13 protein-coding genes and 3 tRNA genes are annotated in these 15,439 nt (G+C 62.5%); all 16 read left to right on the forward strand.

Translation table 11 applies throughout. From position 1 onward, the window contains the following. Positions 1 to 134: 134 nt before the first annotated feature. The 16 genes from ABV408_RS02180 to ABV408_RS02255 all read left to right on the forward strand — a co-directional run bounded on the left by ABV408_RS02180 (position 135) and on the right by ABV408_RS02255 (position 15,433). Positions 135 to 2,558, forward strand: a complete 2,424-nt coding sequence (locus ABV408_RS02180; protein WP_353980850.1) for an AsmA family protein — start codon at positions 135 to 137, stop codon at positions 2,556 to 2,558. Positions 2,559 to 2,645: 87 nt separating this feature from the next. After that, positions 2,646 to 3,731 carry an A/G-specific adenine glycosylase gene (mutY, locus tag ABV408_RS02185; RefSeq protein ID WP_353980851.1) on the forward strand — a complete coding sequence of 362 codons (1,086 nt, stop codon included), beginning with the start codon at positions 2,646 to 2,648 and terminating at the stop codon, positions 3,729 to 3,731. A gap of 14 nt (positions 3,732 to 3,745) precedes the next feature. Further along, complete coding sequence (locus tag ABV408_RS02190) at positions 3,746 to 4,018, forward strand: oxidative damage protection protein (protein WP_207034522.1); 273 nt, start codon at positions 3,746 to 3,748, stop codon at positions 4,016 to 4,018. Between the two features lie 91 nt (positions 4,019 to 4,109). Then, positions 4,110 to 4,185, forward strand: a tRNA-Phe gene (locus tag ABV408_RS02195). Positions 4,186 to 4,191: 6 nt separating this feature from the next. Continuing rightward, positions 4,192 to 4,266, forward strand: a tRNA-Gln gene (locus ABV408_RS02200). A 21-nt stretch (positions 4,267 to 4,287) separates the two neighbouring features. Further along, positions 4,288 to 4,363: transfer RNA gene (locus ABV408_RS02205), tRNA-Thr, on the forward strand. A 146-nt stretch (positions 4,364 to 4,509) separates the two neighbouring features. Continuing rightward, complete coding sequence (locus ABV408_RS02210) at positions 4,510 to 5,400, forward strand: ParA family protein (protein WP_353980852.1); 891 nt, start codon at positions 4,510 to 4,512, stop codon at positions 5,398 to 5,400. Beyond that, the gene (dnaB, locus tag ABV408_RS02215; RefSeq protein ID WP_353980853.1) at positions 5,390 to 6,799 is read left to right on the forward strand and encodes a replicative DNA helicase; all 1,410 of its coding nucleotides are present in this window, start codon (positions 5,390 to 5,392) and stop codon (positions 6,797 to 6,799) included. The genes ABV408_RS02210 and dnaB overlap by 11 nt, the downstream gene beginning before the upstream one ends. Continuing rightward, positions 6,796 to 8,637, forward strand: coding sequence for a DNA cytosine methyltransferase (locus ABV408_RS02220; RefSeq protein ID WP_353980854.1), 1,842 nt, complete (start codon positions 6,796 to 6,798; stop codon positions 8,635 to 8,637). Before dnaB ends, ABV408_RS02220 begins: the two co-directional genes overlap by 4 nt. Further along, positions 8,634 to 9,188: a hypothetical protein gene (locus ABV408_RS02225; protein WP_353980855.1), complete on the forward strand. Its 555-nt coding sequence runs from the start codon at positions 8,634 to 8,636 to the stop codon at positions 9,186 to 9,188. The genes ABV408_RS02220 and ABV408_RS02225 overlap by 4 nt, the downstream gene beginning before the upstream one ends. After that, positions 9,185 to 10,054: a DNA adenine methylase gene (locus ABV408_RS02230; RefSeq protein ID WP_353980856.1), complete on the forward strand. Its 870-nt coding sequence runs from the start codon at positions 9,185 to 9,187 to the stop codon at positions 10,052 to 10,054. The genes ABV408_RS02225 and ABV408_RS02230 overlap by 4 nt, the downstream gene beginning before the upstream one ends. 296 nt (positions 10,055 to 10,350) lie before the next feature. After that, complete coding sequence (locus ABV408_RS02235) at positions 10,351 to 11,040, forward strand: DUF2786 domain-containing protein (protein ID WP_353980857.1); 690 nt, start codon at positions 10,351 to 10,353, stop codon at positions 11,038 to 11,040. Further along, entirely contained in the window at positions 11,033 to 11,539 is a 507-nt protein-coding gene (locus tag ABV408_RS02240; protein WP_353980858.1) for a hypothetical protein, read from the forward strand. Before ABV408_RS02235 ends, ABV408_RS02240 begins: the two co-directional genes overlap by 8 nt. Further along, complete coding sequence (locus ABV408_RS02245) at positions 11,536 to 13,569, forward strand: ParB family protein (protein ID WP_353980859.1); 2,034 nt, start codon at positions 11,536 to 11,538, stop codon at positions 13,567 to 13,569. The genes ABV408_RS02240 and ABV408_RS02245 overlap by 4 nt, the downstream gene beginning before the upstream one ends. After that, positions 13,569 to 14,192: a DUF2857 domain-containing protein gene (locus tag ABV408_RS02250; RefSeq protein ID WP_353980860.1), complete on the forward strand. Its 624-nt coding sequence runs from the start codon at positions 13,569 to 13,571 to the stop codon at positions 14,190 to 14,192. The genes ABV408_RS02245 and ABV408_RS02250 overlap by 1 nt, the downstream gene beginning before the upstream one ends. Beyond that, positions 14,192 to 15,433: an STY4528 family pathogenicity island replication protein gene (locus ABV408_RS02255; RefSeq protein ID WP_353980861.1), complete on the forward strand. Its 1,242-nt coding sequence runs from the start codon at positions 14,192 to 14,194 to the stop codon at positions 15,431 to 15,433. The genes ABV408_RS02250 and ABV408_RS02255 overlap by 1 nt, the downstream gene beginning before the upstream one ends. The last annotated feature ends 6 nt before the right edge of the window (positions 15,434 to 15,439 follow it).

Here is a 15,439-nt window from a genome sequence, read left to right on the forward strand (position 1 = left end):
CGTTGACAGGGAGAGACAGGAGGCATGCCGGAAGCCGCGCGAACCAGCGATACCCTAGTGGGGTGTCGTCGAGATACCCGCCAATCATTCCTGGCCCCGCCAGTGGGCCACGCTGTCAAGGAGGTCCGGCGCGCATGAAAGGATTGATCAGAGCGCTGCTCGCGGCCGTCGGCGTGCTGGGCATCGTGGTCGTGGCGGCGGTGGTCTATATCACCACCTTCTTCGATCCCAACGATCTCAAACCGCGGCTGATCGAGGCGGTGCGCGATCAGAGCGGACTCGAGCTGCGCCTGGATGGTCCGCTGTCATGGAGCTTCTACCCGCGCATCGGGGTCAGCGTGGCCGACGCCGAGGCCTGGCTTCCGCGCCAGTCCCACGACGACGAGCCCTTCGTCGCCTTCGACCAGGCCGAGGTGAGTGTCGCCTTCGCGCCGCTGTTGAGCGGCGATGTCTCGGTGGATGGCCTGATCCTCGATGGCATGCGTCTCAACCTGGTGCGCGACGCCCAGGGCCGGGGCAACTGGCAGACGCTACTCGACCGTCTCGCCCAGCGTGACGCTGCCGCCGACGCCACGGGCAAGAACGCCGGCGTCGCCCAGTCCGCGAACGGTGGTCAGGCTGAGAGCAGTGCTAAGAGTGATAGCGGTGGTCAGGCCGGGAGCGATAGCCAGCCGGTGGCGTTCGATATCGCCAACGTCCAGGTCACCAACAGCCGGGTTCATTACGTCGACCCGCGTCGCCCGCTGGACGTCACGCTCTCCAATCTGTCGCTGACCAGCAGCAATGTCAGCCCGCAGTCTTCGTTCCCGCTGCAGCTCTCGTTCGATCTCTCGGGCGAGCAGCCCAGGATGAACGGCAATGTGCAGTTGAAGAGCCAGATGCGTATGGATCTGAGCGCCGGGCGTTACACCTTCGACAAAGTCACGCTCAATGGCAAGGCGCAGCTGCCCGATATCGCCGAACAGGCCCAGAGTGGCAACCTGAAGATCGCCAGCCTGGTGGCCGATACGCGTCAGCGTCAGTACCGCGCCGAAGGTGTCCAGCTGGGGGCGGCAATCTCCTCGCCGGCGCTGCAGAAGTCGCCGCTGTCGCTCGATCTCAAGCTCGATGCCAGCGCCGACCTCGATGCCGCAACTGCCGAGCTGAGCAATGTGGCACTGACCGGGGACGATAATCTCGACCTCAGCGGTAATGCCAAGATCACCGCACTGGATAGTGACCCGCACTATCAGGGGCGGCTGAATCTGGCGCCGCTCTCGCTACGCGACTGGCTCACCCGCTTCGGTGTCGACGTGCGCAGCGCCAATGACAAGGCGCTGACCGCGCTCTCGCTGAGCGGCCCCTTCACGGGTGATGCCCAGCGCGTGGACTTTTCCGATCTTCAGCTCACGCTCGATCAGACCCAACTGCGCGGCTCGCTAGGCGCGGCCTACGATGGCAGCGCGCTGAACTTCGATCTCGAGGGCGACAAGCTCGATCTCGATGCCTACCTGCCGCCCGCGGCGGCGAGTGGTGGTGCACCGGCGCAGAATGACGCGAAGGCATCTGACAAGGCCACCGCCTGGCTCGGTAGCCTCGGCATTGCGCCGGCGCTGGCGGCCGGCGAAGAGGCTGGGTTGCTGCCCGTGGACTGGCTCGCCCATCTGAAACAGGAAGGGCATCTGACGCTCGACGCGCTCACGCTCAAGGGCGCCAAGCTCAGCGACGTTGCATTGGCCACCAGCGGCAGCGATGGACGCCAGCGGATCGATTCGCTGAGCGCCAACCTCTACGACGGCAGCGTCAAGGCCTCCAGCGCGCTCGATCTGCGCCAGTCGCCCATTCAACTCTCCTTCACCGAGCGTCTGCAGGGTGTCCAACTGGCGCCGCTGTACCAGGATGTGAGTGGCAAGGCCTCGCCGCTGCGCGGCACGCTCAGCCTGCAGGGCGACTTCGACTCGCGCACCAACACCCTTGCCGGGATCCAGCAGAACCTCAATGGCCAGGCGGCACTGCGCATCGATGATGGCGCCATGCTCGACGTCAACGTGCCGAAGCAGCTGTGTACGGCGGTTGCCACACTGGAGGGCAAGCAGTCCGATCGCGAGTGGAGCCCGGACACCGCCTTCGATCGGCTACAGGCCACCGTGGTGGTGAAGGATGGCGTGGCGCACAACGACGATCTCGATATCGCTATCCCCGGGGTGAACCTGAGCGGCAAAGGGGAGGTCAACCTGGTCACCGACCGGCTCGACTACCGCGCCGCGGCCCGCCTGCAGGATACCGCCGATCAGGCCGCCTGCAGCGTCAACCCGCGCCTGGCGCGAATCGACTTCCCGATCCGCTGCCAGGGCAGCCTGACAGACGCGCCGGCCAGCTGGTGCAGCTTCGACCGCGAGGCGTTCCAGCGTTCGCTGGGGGCGCTGGCCGAGGACGAAGCCAAGCGCAAGGCCGGCAAACGGGTCGATGAAGTGCTCGATGACAAGCTCGACGACAAGACCCGGCGCAAGATCGACGATGCCCTGGGCGATGGCGCTTCACAGGAGCTCGGCGACAAGATCCGAGGCCTGTTCAAATGACCGCCTTTACTGGCCAGTGCCCGCGCCGACGTCTTGTCGGCGCTTTGCGATCATCCCCTGTCGCCATCCGCTGATCCGAGGTGCCGTTTGGCTGAGTTTGCGTTATCGACCGAGGCGTTCCAGCGCCGCGTGTTCGACTGGTTCGACCTGCATGGGCGCAAGACGCTGCCGTGGCAGCAGAACAAGACCGCCTACCGTGTCTGGGTCTCCGAGATCATGCTGCAGCAGACCCAGGTCGCTACCGTAGTGCCCTACTTTGAGCGCTTCATGGCGCGCTTTCCCAGCGTTCAGACGCTCGCCGCGGCGCCACAGGACGACGTGCTGCATCTGTGGACCGGGCTTGGCTACTACGCCCGCGCGCGCAACCTGCACAAGGCCGCACGGCAGGTGGTCGAGGACTACGCTGGCGAATTCCCGACCCATGACCTTGATGCCATGACCGCATTGCCCGGGATCGGCCGCTCCACCGCCGGCGCCATCATCAGCATTACCAGTGGACGGCGCGCGGCGATTCTCGACGGTAACGTCAAGCGTGTTCTGGCGCGGCTGCATGCGGTGGAGGGCTGGCCTGGGCGCAGCGACGTGCTGGCGCGGCTGTGGGCGCTGGCCGAGCGCTATACGCCCCACGAGCGCCTGCCTGACTACACCCAGGCTATGATGGACCTGGGCGCGATGATCTGTACCCGGGGGAAACCCAGCTGCCTGCTGTGTCCGTTCGAAGACGTCTGCGTGGCGCATGCGCAGGGGCGTGAGCGCGACTATCCCGGGTCCAAGCCCAAGCGTGAGATCCCCACGCGCAGCACCCAGATGCTCATGCTGCAGGATGGCAGTGGCCGGGTTCTGCTTCGTCAGCGCCCGTCGACGGGGCTATGGGGCGGTCTCTGGTGCTTTCCCCAGTTCGACGATGGTGAGACGCTGCGCGACTGGCTGGCGCGCTACCCCGGTGCACACCTGGCCCGTGCTTGGCAACCGTTTACCCACGTCTTCACTCACTTTCGCCTCGACATCACGCCTTGCCCTGCGACGGCCAGCGATGCCACGCTGGCGACCCCTATCGCCGCAGGCGCCGACGAGCGCTGGGTGGACCCCGCGGCCCCTGGCGACATCGGCCTGGCCGCGCCGGTGAAGACCCTGCTCGACAAGCTGGCCCAGACACCCACGACGACCGACTGACCCAGGAGTGATCCATGGCTCGTACCGTATTCTGCCGCAAGTACCAGCAGGAGCTCGAAGCCCTGCCGTTTCCACCGCTGCCCGGCGCCAAGGGCCAGGAGATTCAACAGAACGTCTCCAAGCGCGCCTGGGAAGAGTGGCAGGCCCAGCAGACCCGCCTGATCAACGAGAAGCATCTCAATATGCTCGACCCCGAAGCGCGCGCCTACCTGATGGCGCAGATGGAGCGCTTCTTCGACAACCAGGAGACCGACCACGCCGAAGGCTACGTGCCGCCGAGCCAGTGATTTTGGTGGGGGCGAAAAAGATCCCATCTTTTTGAAATAAAAGGCTTGACCCGTGAAAGGCTTACTGGTTTAATTCGTCCCCGTTGGCAAGGGCCAGATAGCTCAGTTGGTAGAGCAGGGGATTGAAAATCCCCGTGTCGGCGGTTCGATTCCGTCTCTGGCCACCACGCTGCTGGGGTATCGCCAAGTGGTAAGGCACCGGTTTTTGGTATCGGCATTCCCAGGTTCGAATCCTGGTACCCCAGCCATTTGCCAACGTCTCTATGCTCGCCGACATAGCTCAGTTGGTAGAGCAACTGACTTGTAATCAGTAGGTCCCGGGTTCGACTCCTGGTGTCGGCACCAGAGCTTAGAGATGAAGGGAACAGAGCGTTTCACACGGTGATCGCTCCCCGCCCTCTAGATTCCCCTCTAGCCGTTCGCAAGCTCCTGATTTTCTCACCTAATATCCTCTCTGCACTCGTTCCATTCAGCTTGGACGGAGTGTGGATATGCGCGTTTCTACGATCGTATGCTCGAAGGGCGGTGTCGGAAAGACCACCACCACTGCAAACTTGGGTGGCCTCCTGGCGGATGCCGGTCTACGAGTCCTCCTCATAGACCTCGATTCCCAGCCAACCCTCTCTTCCTACTATGAGCTGTCCCAGCCTGCCCCTGGTGGGGTGTACGAGCTGCTCGCGACAGAGCTGGTCGACCTTGACCAGATCATTTCTCATACCGCTGTTACCAACCTCGACATCATTGTCTCAAATGACCACCGGAGTCAGTTGCAGCAGCTGTTGCTCAATGCCCCCAACGGTCGATTCCGGCTGATAGACCTGCTCGATCGCTTCGCCGATCGCTACGATGCCATCCTGATCGATACGCAGGGCGCGCGCTCCGTCATTCTCGAGATGGCCGTGATGGCCGCCGATCGACTGGTATCACCCATCGTTCCCGAACTGCTCACTGCCCGTGAATTTGTCCGAGGCACTCAGGGCATGCTCGACGAGCTGCGCGAGCTGGCACGATATACCCGGTTCGAGGTGCCGCCGGTCTCCATCCTGCTCAATAAGATGACCGACCAGCTCCGGGATGCGCGGGAGATCGCCGACAGCATTCGCAGCATGTATGCCGAGGTGGAAGATCACGGCATCAGTGTGCTCGAGACACCACTGGTCAACCTCTCTGCCTATCGCACAGCGGCGTTGAAGGGCCTACCGGTTCATCGAGTCGAACCGCGCAAACCTTCGGGACGCAAATCGCCTGCCTGTGCCGACCAACTCAAGTCGGTGGCGACTGACCTCTACCCAGAGTGGGCGGATGCCATCCGTGCCGTAGGCACGGTGACGCCCAACAGCAAGCCTGGGATGGGGAAACCGGGGGTGGGCCATGTCCATTGAGGCCGTATCCTCCGCATCCGCGGAAGCAGAAGTCATGGGACTTCTGCCCCCCCATAGCATCGAGGCTGAGCAGTCCACCCTGGGCGCGTTGATGCTCGACAACACGAAATGGGACGATATCTGCGAAATAGTCGACGCCGGCGCGTTTTATCACCACCCGCATCGGCTGATCTTCAAGGCGCTGGAAGCGCTATCCCATGACGAGAAACCGCTGGATGTGGTGACGCTCTCCGAGGCATTGGAGCGGAATGGGAATCTCGAGACTTGTGGTGGCTTGTCCTACCTGGCCGAGCTGGCCCGCAACACGCCGTCGGCTACCAATGTGGTTGCCTATGCCGGCATCGTTCATGAGCATCAGCGTCGCCGGCAGCTGGCCAATATGGGGCGTGATCTTAGTCAGCGGGCGCTGGATGGGCAGCAGCTCAGTCAGATCCTGATCGAAGCGGCAGAGCGACAACTTTTCGAGTTGGCCGAAAATCGGCAGGGCAAGGAAAACGGCATACGTCCGGCGTTGACGGCGGCGATCAATACCATCGATCGCGCCTTCAATGCCAAGGATGGCATCACTGGCACGCCGACGGGCTACCAAGATCTCGACGCTCTTACCTGCGGCTGGCAGGACTCGGACCTGATCGTGATTGCTGGCCGCCCGTCGATGGGTAAGACCACGCTCGGCATGAACCTCGTCGAGAATGCTCTGGAGGCAACCGCCGGTCGTGTGGAGTTGGCCACGGCACCGATCTTCGTCTTCTCGCTCGAGATGCCCGAAGAACAGCTGATGCTACGTCTGATGGCGAGCATGGGGCGGCTGGACCTGAGCAAACTCCGCGCGGGCCAGTTGGACGACGGGGGGTGGGAAAAGTTGACCGCCGCCACGAACCGCATATTGGGCTTCGAGGAGCGCCTGTTCGTGGACGACTCCAGTGGGCTCTCCGCAACCTCACTCAAGTCTCGTGCACGTCGGCTGATGCGCCGCCACGGCAAACCGGCTCTGATCCTCATCGACTATCTGCAGTTGCTCGAAGAGCCGGGCTGCGAGAACCGCAACACCGAGATTTCTGCGATATCGCGCATCCTCAAGGCGACCGCCAAGGATCTCAACTGCCCGGTGGTGGCGCTCTCGCAGCTCAATCGTGCACTCGAAAACCGCCCCAACAAGCGGCCCTGTATGGCCGATCTGCGCGACTCCGGCGCGATCGAGCAGGACGCCGACGTCATAGGCTTCGTCTACCGCGATGAGGTCTACAACCAAGATATCCCAGACAACAAGGGGCTGGCCGAGCTGATCATCGGCAAGCAGCGCAACGGTCCCACTGGCACGGTACATCTCGCGTTTCTGGGCGCCCATACGCGCTTCGAATCCCTGGCTTGGAAGCAGGTAAGGGAGGTGCGGTCATGAAAATGATGCCAAGCCTGCTCTCCTACCATGAGATTCGCCACTTCCACCTGTTCTGTGGCCTGGGCGGCGGCGCCGCAGGGTTCAACCGCGGCAACGCACGCGTCGGCAACATGCAGGCGCGCTTTCGGTGTATCGGCGGGATCGACGTCGACGCCGGCGCCATCGCCGACTTCCAGCGGCTGACTGGCACGCGCGGCACGGTCATGGACCTGTTCGACCGCGATCAATACCGCACCTTTCACGGCGCGGAGCCGCCGGCGGAATGGCGCGAGATGACGCCAGCCGACATCCATGCCGCTGCGGATGGCGAGCGGCCGCACATCGTGTTCCTCAGCGCGCCATGCAAGGGTTTCTCGGGGCTGCTGTCGCAGAGCCGCAGCAGCACGCCGAAGTACCAGGCGCTCAACCGGCTGACGCTGCGCGGTATCTGGCTGACGCTCGAAGCCTGGACCGACGATCCACCGGAGCTGCTGATCTTCGAGAACGTGCCGCGCATCGCCAACCGCGGGCGGGAGCTGCTCGATCAGATCATCTCGCTGCTGGAGCACTACGGCTACGCCGTCGCCGAGACGACTCACGACTGCGGTGAACTCGGCGGTCTCGCCCAGTCGCGTAAGCGTTTCCTGTTGGTGGCTCGCCATCGCGAAAAGGTGCCGCCGTTTCTTTACGAGCCCCCCAAGCGCGCGCTGCGTTCGGTCGGTGAGGTGCTCGGCGAGATGTCCATGCCAGGCGAAGAGCGCGCCGGGCCGATGCACCGCATCCCGCGCCTTCAGTGGAAGACCTGGGTACGGCTCGCCTTCGTGCAGGCCGGGAGCGACTGGCGGTCGTTAAACAAGCTCGTCGTCGAGAACGGCCACCTGCGTGATTACCTGATCGTGCCCGAGGGCCGCAATGGCTTTCTGGGCGTCAATGACTGGACCGATGCCACCGGCACCATCGCCGGCGCCAGTCGCCCCGGCAACGGCAGCTTTTCGGTCGCAGATCCGCGTTTCGATCAGTCAGCGGCATGGCGCGACGGCCAGGCTTACGGTGTCCGCCGCTGGGACTGCTCCACCGGAGCTATTGCTGGCCAGCAGTCGCCGGGGCAAGGTACCTATGCGGTCGCTGATCCCCGGGTTGTCGGCGTCCGCCACAACAATGTCTACCGCATCGTTCGATGGAGCCGGCACAGCCCGTCAGTCACTGGCGGTACAGGTCCCACCTCGGGCGGTCTAGCTGTCGCAGACCCTCGCACCGGATGGCCTAAATCCGCGCACGGCAGCAAGCTCGCTATCACTGGCTTCAACGAGTCATGCCGCACAGTCACCGGCGCCCGTTTCGGAAGTGGCGCATTGGCCATCGCCGATCCACGACCTGGCATGAAACGTGGCCGCGGCGACAATTACCTGACCGCTGGGCACTACGGCGTTGTGCCCTGGTCCAGCCCTAGCGGCGCCGTGTCGGCCGCTGCTGGGCACGACAACGGTCGTTGGTCAGTCGCCGATCCCCGAATGCCCGAGCCAAACGAGAAGCTGGTCGCTGTGATCCGCTCGCTCGATGGCACCTGGCACCGGCCGTTCACCACCCTTGAGCTAGCCGCGCTGCAAAGCCTGATCGATCCGCATGAATATTTGGAGCTGTCCGGCCTTAGTGATAGCGCCTGGCGTGAGCGCATCGGCAATGCCGTGCCACGAGATGCCGCCGAAGCGATCGCCGGCGTGATGGGTACCACGCTGCTGCTGGCCTGGGCCGGCGAGACGTTCGCGCTCGGCGCAACGCCGATCTGGGTGCGCAACTTGGCTGTCGGCTTGTCCGTTGAGACACCGGGCCATCCCGCTCGCGCTGGAGGTGCTTCATGAGTTTCATCACTACTCATTCTGGCCTCTCGGTTCATATGGCGAATCCCACGCCACAGATGATCGAACCATCCGACATCGGTCGCGCACTGAGTCGAATCTGCCGTTTCGGCGGACATACTTTTGAGCACTACAGCGTTGCGCAGCACTGCGTACTCGCCAGTCAGTTTGTGCCCTCCGAGCATCAACTAACGGCGCTGATGCACGACGCCACTGAAGCCTATGTCGGCGATATGGTCTCGCCATTGAAAGCCCTCATGCCGGAGTTCAAGAAGGTAGAGGAACGGTTCTGGTTGGCGATTGCTGAGCGCTTCGGGCTCCCAGAAGTGATGGACCCTTGCATCAAAAATATCGACCTGATCCTGCTTGCAACGGAGCGCCGCGATCTGCTCTTCGAAGGGGATGAGTGGGGTTGCCTCGAAGGGGTAGTACCGCTTCCCCTCCACATCCAGCCGTGGTCGATGGATCACGCCTTCCAACAATGGATGAATCGATTCGAAGATCTCGACCAACGTCACCAGTCCAACGCGGCGGCGCGGAGGATAGCGTCATGACAGTGACTGCCCCACTAATGCGCTACCACGGCGGCAAATTTCGCCTGGCACCATGGATCATGGCGCATTTCCCTCCGATGTCTGCCTTCGATGTCTATGTCGAGTCCTTTGGTGGCGCCGCTGGCGTGCTCCTACAGAAGCCACGCAGCTATGCCGAGGTCTACAACGATCTGGACGGCGATGTCGTCAATCTGTTCGAGGTGCTGCGTAGTTCCCAGCAGCGTGCGTGGCTAATCGAGCAGGTGGCTCTGACGCCCTATGCGCGACTCGAATTCGAGCGAGCCTGGGACCCTGCGCAGGATCCGATCGAGCGTGCTCGACGCCTGTTGATTCGTGCCCATATGGGGTTCGGAACAGCCGGCGCGACGCGCGGCAATTCCGGCTTTCGCACAGACACCCGACGTGCTCATGGCACGACACAACATCACTGGCAGCGTTTGCCCAGCGTGATCGGTCGTGTCGCTGAGCGCTTGTCGGGTGTTCTGATCGAGAACCGCGATGCCCTGACCGTGATCGCCCAGCATGACTCCCCACGCACGCTCCACTACGTCGATCCCCCTTATCTCGGGGAAACCCGAGAGAGTGGGCATCGGCATGCCTATAGCCATGAGCTGAGCGATCAGCGTCATGTCGAATTGCTTGAGCGCCTGCGGCTCGCTAAGGGCTACGTCATCCTCTCCGGTTACGACGCCGCACTCTATCGCGAGGCGCTACGTGATTGGCGTATGACCCGGCGGCATGTACAGGCATCGGCTCAAAGAGGCTCGGGCCGGCGTACCGAGTGTCTTTGGCTCAATCCTCGCGCGGCAGAATGGGCCGGCCAAATGGAGCTCAATCTGTCGTATCTGGAGGTGTCTCATGGCTGACTCACTCCCGATCCGCTGCTCGACCCGCGCCCTAAAGCGTGTAGTGCGTTACGCCGTGACTCACGGCTGGCGCGTCGAGCGTACACGAGGCGGTCACGTTCGTTTCATCAAGGCAGGTTGCCCGCCTGTATTCACCGGATTTTCACCCAGCGATGCGCGTGCGGAAAAGAATGTTTTGGCAAGGCTGCGACGGCTACAGAAAGAAGAGGAGGGGGATGCATGAAGGACAATTCCAGCTCAGCCCTTTTAGGCCTTGAATCACTCGATGTCCGTCGAGGACAGGGGGGAGGTGTCCAATGACTCCCGATCGCATCCTCCGCAAGATCGAGCGCTGCCTGGCGTTATCTCGTTCGGCCAACGAGCATGAGGCGGGAACGGCGCTGCGGCAGGCGCAGCGCCTGATGGCTGAATATGGCATCAGCGAGATCGATGTTGCCGCTTCGACCATAGATCGGGTGGCCATCAAAACTCCTGCTGGGCGCGAGCCGCCGCGCTGGCTGAATTGCCTAGTTCAGCTAGTCAACTCGGCTTTCGGAACCGCCGCCGTCTATGAGCCAAGACGAACCGTGGGAGGCTGGCAAGGGGACTTCGCCTTCCTCGGGGAGGCAAGCCAGGTGCGCATCGCGGCTTATGCCTTCGAGGTGCTGCAGCGCCAGCTGATCAGTGATCGCAAGGCATTTCTCAATGGCATGCACAAGCGGGCGAAGCGCGTCACCAAAGTCCGTCGTGCCGATGCATACGCTTCGGCATGGGTGGCTGGGGCATACGAGCACATTGTGCCGGTGCAGAAGACAGAGGAGGCCATCGCCGCGATCGAGCACTTCCAGCAGCGCCTATATCCCGAGTTGGAATCACTCAAGGCCATTGATCGAGGGCATCGTCGCGACGATCACCGAGCGATGGCGAAAGGTTATGCGGCCGGACGTCATGCCCGACTGCACAGCGGCGTCGATCGCGACAAGCACAAGGAGCTGACCCATGGCTGAGATCTTCGCATTTCCATCACAGGAGGCCAGTGCCCAGGGCATGGAGCGGTATCTGCACGGTCAGGAGTGTATGGCACTTGGGCGGCTGGATCCCTTCCCCGAATGGGTCGAGACCCTGGAGTCCTGGTTCGCCATTCATCCGCAGGCTCAGAGCAAGCGCAACGACGCGCTACGGGCGTTGCTTGCCGATACCTGGCTGGTCTTTCACATGGCTTGCGACAAGACCGGCCGGCTCAAGATGCAGCAGCACCACAACCTGCGCTGGGCCCAGCTCCAGTATATCGACCTCAGTGACTTCGAGCTGCTGGTGATCGTGAGCGACAACTTGGGAGAGTTGCGACGTGGCCTGCAGGCGTTATGCGATTCCTATCCCCCGCAGACCCGCAGCGACTTGAGCCTTCATGGCCTAACCCAGAGCCTTGGCCGACTGCAGAGGCAGTTGGAGCACTTTTTTGATTCACAGTGCTGCACCTCGTTGCAGCCGGAGCGGACCCCATGAGCAGATCATCCGTCACACCCGATCAGATTACGGCAAAGTTGAGACAGCCGGGTCCGAAGCTCAACAGTCAGCTCACGGATCGGTTGCCTGCGCCGGTTCGTGAGCAGCCGATCACCCTGAGGCTCGCTCAACTGCGGCCCTACGATCGCAACCCGCGGACGCACCTGAACCCTAAGTATGATGAGATCAAAGAGTCGATCCGTGCCGTGGGGCTCAAGCAGAAGCTGACCGTGACCCAGCGGCCAGGCGATGATCGCTACATGATCTCGGACGGCGGTAACACCCGCCTGCAGATCCTCAACGAGCTATATCAGGAGACCGGCGACGAGCGCTTCAACCAGCAGGATTGCCACTTTGTGCCTTGGCAGGGCGAGATCAACGTCCTTGCCGGGCACCTGGCGGAGAACGACAACCGGGGTCAGCTGAGCTGGATCGAGCGTGCGCGCGGGATCTTCGAAGCCAAGCGCATGTTGGAGGAGGAGGCGGGTGAGAGCATCTCCCAGCGCGAGTTGACAAAGCGGCTGCGCTTGCTCGGGTACACCATTGATCAAAGCCATATCAGTCGAATGCTCTACACCATTGAGCATTTCCTGCCGACGCTGCCGCTGACGCTGGATGCCGGCATGGGTCGTCCTCAGATCGAAAAGCTGATCTCATACCGCCAATTCTGCGAAGAGTGCTGGACCCGTTGCGCCGACTACTGGATGGAGCACGCCGACGATCTAGGCGAGGGAGAGCAGTGGGCCAAGAACGTTGTCGACGGCGATTTTGCCCAGGCTTGGCATGAGGAGATGACCCTACTCGACCACGAAGGCCAGACCGAGTTTCGCTGGAACATCGTCGAGGACCGGCTGAAGGGCATGCTCAATGAGCATACCGGACTTCACTTCAACCCCATTGATATGGCGTGGAAGAACTGGTTCACGGTGCGCAAGTATGCCCGCGCGGCTACTCAAGAAGAGCGTGACGATATCTGGACCACGGTCGATAGCGAGTTGGCCCGGCTGCGTCATCCCCAAGAGCGCCATCTCTATCCTCCCAAGCCTGAAATCTCCCCGGGTCGCCCTTCGTCCGGCAAGTCCTCGGATGCCTCAGGGGGAGCGCCGATCACCAAAGCCCCCGGAGTCAATGAGGGCCCCATCAGTGGGGGCAGCGATCTCGATCCCGATGATCTGACCTTTGGCGATGGGCAAAGCGATCTTTCCCCGCCCGCGGCGCCGCCATCCGAGCGTGGGGTGCCACAATCTGGCGGCGTCAGCGAGTCGGTTGCGATCAAACAGATGCGCGCGCAACTCGCGCAGCTCGAGCAGCAGAATGCTGAACTTAAGGCCCAGTCCGAACAGATGCCCGTGACAATTCGCGGGCTCGGCCACGGCGAGAGCGACCCCGAGGAAGATCTCTTGGATAGCGATGGGCTGATGCGTGAACACAATCCTCAGCCGATGCGGAGCCCGGAGGAGCAGGCCACGATTGCCGCTGATCTGACGCTATCTCCCCACCACGAGACGGAGGGCCATCGCCAGCTGCGTCACTGGCAGGCGAAGGAGCACGGCGAAGAGGCCATCGACTTCGAGGCAGCGGCACTCAAGAGCGTGCCGCTTCAGGACGGTGGGCCGATCGCACCTATCACGGATCTTTGGCATGTGCCGACCTGGCGCCGCAATGCTCGAGATCTGCGTATGCAGATTGGTGAAGTCGTACAGTTGCTGGCCAGTTGGGCAGGGATCGAGGCGAGCGGATCAAGCGAGGTCATTCGCCTCAACGCGCGTGAAGGTCTCGGTTACGAGCTGGGGCCGCTCGAAGGGGCACCGAGTCGCCGCGCACAGCTCGTTTGGCAACTGCTCGCCGGCCTGGAGGGAAACATCGATCCGATGATGCCGAGCGATATCTCTCTCCTCGGCGAGATGGTGGGGAGCCACGGGGACGACAGTGAGGTTCGCCTGCCCGACGGGCTTTTCGTACGCGTGTTCTGGCTGACCCGGTTGATTCGGGTATTGCGCGAGGTACAGCAGGCCGAGGGGGATTCGTGATGGCAGCACCGCAACTCAATCACGCGCTGTTCAACCAGGCGCTGATCTTGATCCGCGAAGGTGACATGCGTCGCGCTCGCGCACTGGGATTCCACGACGAGGAGTTGCAGAGCCTCAGTCGGCTGCGTGCTAGCGAAATCGAGTCCCTGATCCACGAATTTCCGGGCGTGGCACGCTTCGAGCTGGATCATGAGACGTTCAAGGCGGCATTGCGCCGTGTCGACAGGGATCAGGATCGTGATGGGATCGTCGATCAGTGCATCCGACGAGGCGCGAGCGTGCAGATGCTGGTCACGTTCTTCGGGCTTACGCCTAACGACTGTTCCGCGCGACGTACGCTGCTGGGCGTGCCCAGTCGTCAGGGGAGGTTGCCCATGCCTGACGAAGCGGTCGAGCATGAGGCGTACCGGCGCTGGCAAACCATCTCCCACGATCCGGCGAGCCCGCGCGCTGCTGAGGATATCCGCGGCATGCTGGTGCTGTCCGAGGAAGTGGATCTGCCCCTGGCGGTAATCTGGATGCTGATCAAGCAATGGACCGAGCCTGAGCAAGCCCCCCAGCAGAGCCTGCCAGCGGAAGACGAGACAATCGAGGCTTCGAGCGGTAAAGGGATGCCTGGCTGATGAAGCATTTCGACGCGCTCATTGGACGCGCCGCGTCATCCATGACCCAACGCCGAGGCCAGGCAGCCTCGGCGTCAGGCGGTCAGGATGATCCTCTCGACGGACTGCTGTTCATGGGGAACCCCCATGAAACCGTTCCCCGCGCCCTGCTGCTCGATCAGCGCCTGGGCGCGGTCGATGTGCTCGGCTGGCAGATGATCCGGCTTCTCTCGAACGCCGATCGTACGACTGCTTTTCCCACCTACGACGAGCTGGAGCCGTTGCTGCGCTCCGGTGCCAATCGCAAAGCGTCACGCAAAACGGTGGCCCGGGTCATCGCGATCCTCAGACTGACTCGTTGGATGACACTAGGGATGAAGGCCCGCAATACCGAGAACGGGCGCATGATCGGCAATGTCTACGTGTTGCATGACGAGCCGCTGGCACCCGCCGAGTCTCTGTCGCTCGATGTCGAGTACATCGAGTACGTCATACGGTGCACTCGTCACCATAACCGGGACGTCGCTGAGGTGGCACAACTGGTGCGTGACGAGTTGGCTGAGAGTGGCGTACTCGAGCTACCGACCCGGCTCGATGTCATCGACCGGCGAGCCGAGCGGCAACGCCGAGCCGAGTTTCCAGAGGAAACTCAGTCAGCTCCCGCCCAGTTTCCGGCGGAAACTCAGACAGGTTCTCCCAGTTTCCAGCGGAAACTCGGGCAGTTTCCCGAGGTGGATGCCCCCAGTTCCCAACGGAAACTCATGCGTAAATCAGTAACTTACGGCACAGTTTCCGATGCGCCTCCCCCTACAGTACGTAGTTATACAAACAGTGTGTGTAAAACCACCGCGCGCGAGTCGGGCCAGGCTTCGCTGGTCTGGAGCTGGCCGCTCGAGCTGACGGCCGACGAGCGGGAGTCGGTGAGACTCTTGCTGACAGGGTTGTCAGCCGACGTGCAGCAGGCGGTGATCGACGAAGCCGCTGGGCGAGTCGATGCCGGCAAGGTCAAGAACACCCTGGGCTTCCTGCACACCCTGGCCAAGCGTGCTGCCTCGGACAATTTCCAGCTGACGCACTTCGGGCGGCACATCGCTGACAAGCGGCGGGGTGTGGAGCGACCAAGCACAGAAGCCGCCGCAGGACCCGTGGTGCCGCTACAGTCAACGGTGTCCAAACAGGGGCCCCAGCCGATTTCCCCCGAGACTGAGCAGGCGCGCGAGCAGCTGTTACATCGTCTTGGCCTGCAGCGCAACGAACGCTAGAAAGCG

Origin of the sequence: Salinicola endophyticus, assembly GCF_040536835.1 — a bacterium.
GTDB lineage: Bacteria > Pseudomonadota > Gammaproteobacteria > Pseudomonadales > Halomonadaceae > Salinicola > Salinicola endophyticus_A.

Coding starts and splice junctions, on each gene's coding strand:
- ABV408_RS02180 (WP_353980850.1), top strand. CDS start 135: ATGAAAGGATTGATCAGAGCGCTGCTCGCGGCCGTCGGCGTGCTGGGC.
- ABV408_RS02190 (WP_207034522.1), top strand. CDS start 3,746: ATGGCTCGTACCGTATTCTGCCGCAAGTACCAGCAGGAGCTCGAAGCC.
- ABV408_RS02210 (WP_353980852.1), top strand. CDS start 4,510: ATGCGCGTTTCTACGATCGTATGCTCGAAGGGCGGTGTCGGAAAGACC.
- dnaB (WP_353980853.1), top strand. CDS start 5,390: ATGTCCATTGAGGCCGTATCCTCCGCATCCGCGGAAGCAGAAGTCATG.
- ABV408_RS02220 (WP_353980854.1), top strand. CDS start 6,796: ATGAAAATGATGCCAAGCCTGCTCTCCTACCATGAGATTCGCCACTTC.
- ABV408_RS02225 (WP_353980855.1), top strand. CDS start 8,634: ATGAGTTTCATCACTACTCATTCTGGCCTCTCGGTTCATATGGCGAAT.
- ABV408_RS02230 (WP_353980856.1), top strand. CDS start 9,185: ATGACAGTGACTGCCCCACTAATGCGCTACCACGGCGGCAAATTTCGC.
- ABV408_RS02235 (WP_353980857.1), top strand. CDS start 10,351: ATGACTCCCGATCGCATCCTCCGCAAGATCGAGCGCTGCCTGGCGTTA.
- ABV408_RS02240 (WP_353980858.1), top strand. CDS start 11,033: ATGGCTGAGATCTTCGCATTTCCATCACAGGAGGCCAGTGCCCAGGGC.
- ABV408_RS02245 (WP_353980859.1), top strand. CDS start 11,536: ATGAGCAGATCATCCGTCACACCCGATCAGATTACGGCAAAGTTGAGA.
- ABV408_RS02250 (WP_353980860.1), top strand. CDS start 13,569: ATGGCAGCACCGCAACTCAATCACGCGCTGTTCAACCAGGCGCTGATC.
- ABV408_RS02255 (WP_353980861.1), top strand. CDS start 14,192: ATGAAGCATTTCGACGCGCTCATTGGACGCGCCGCGTCATCCATGACC.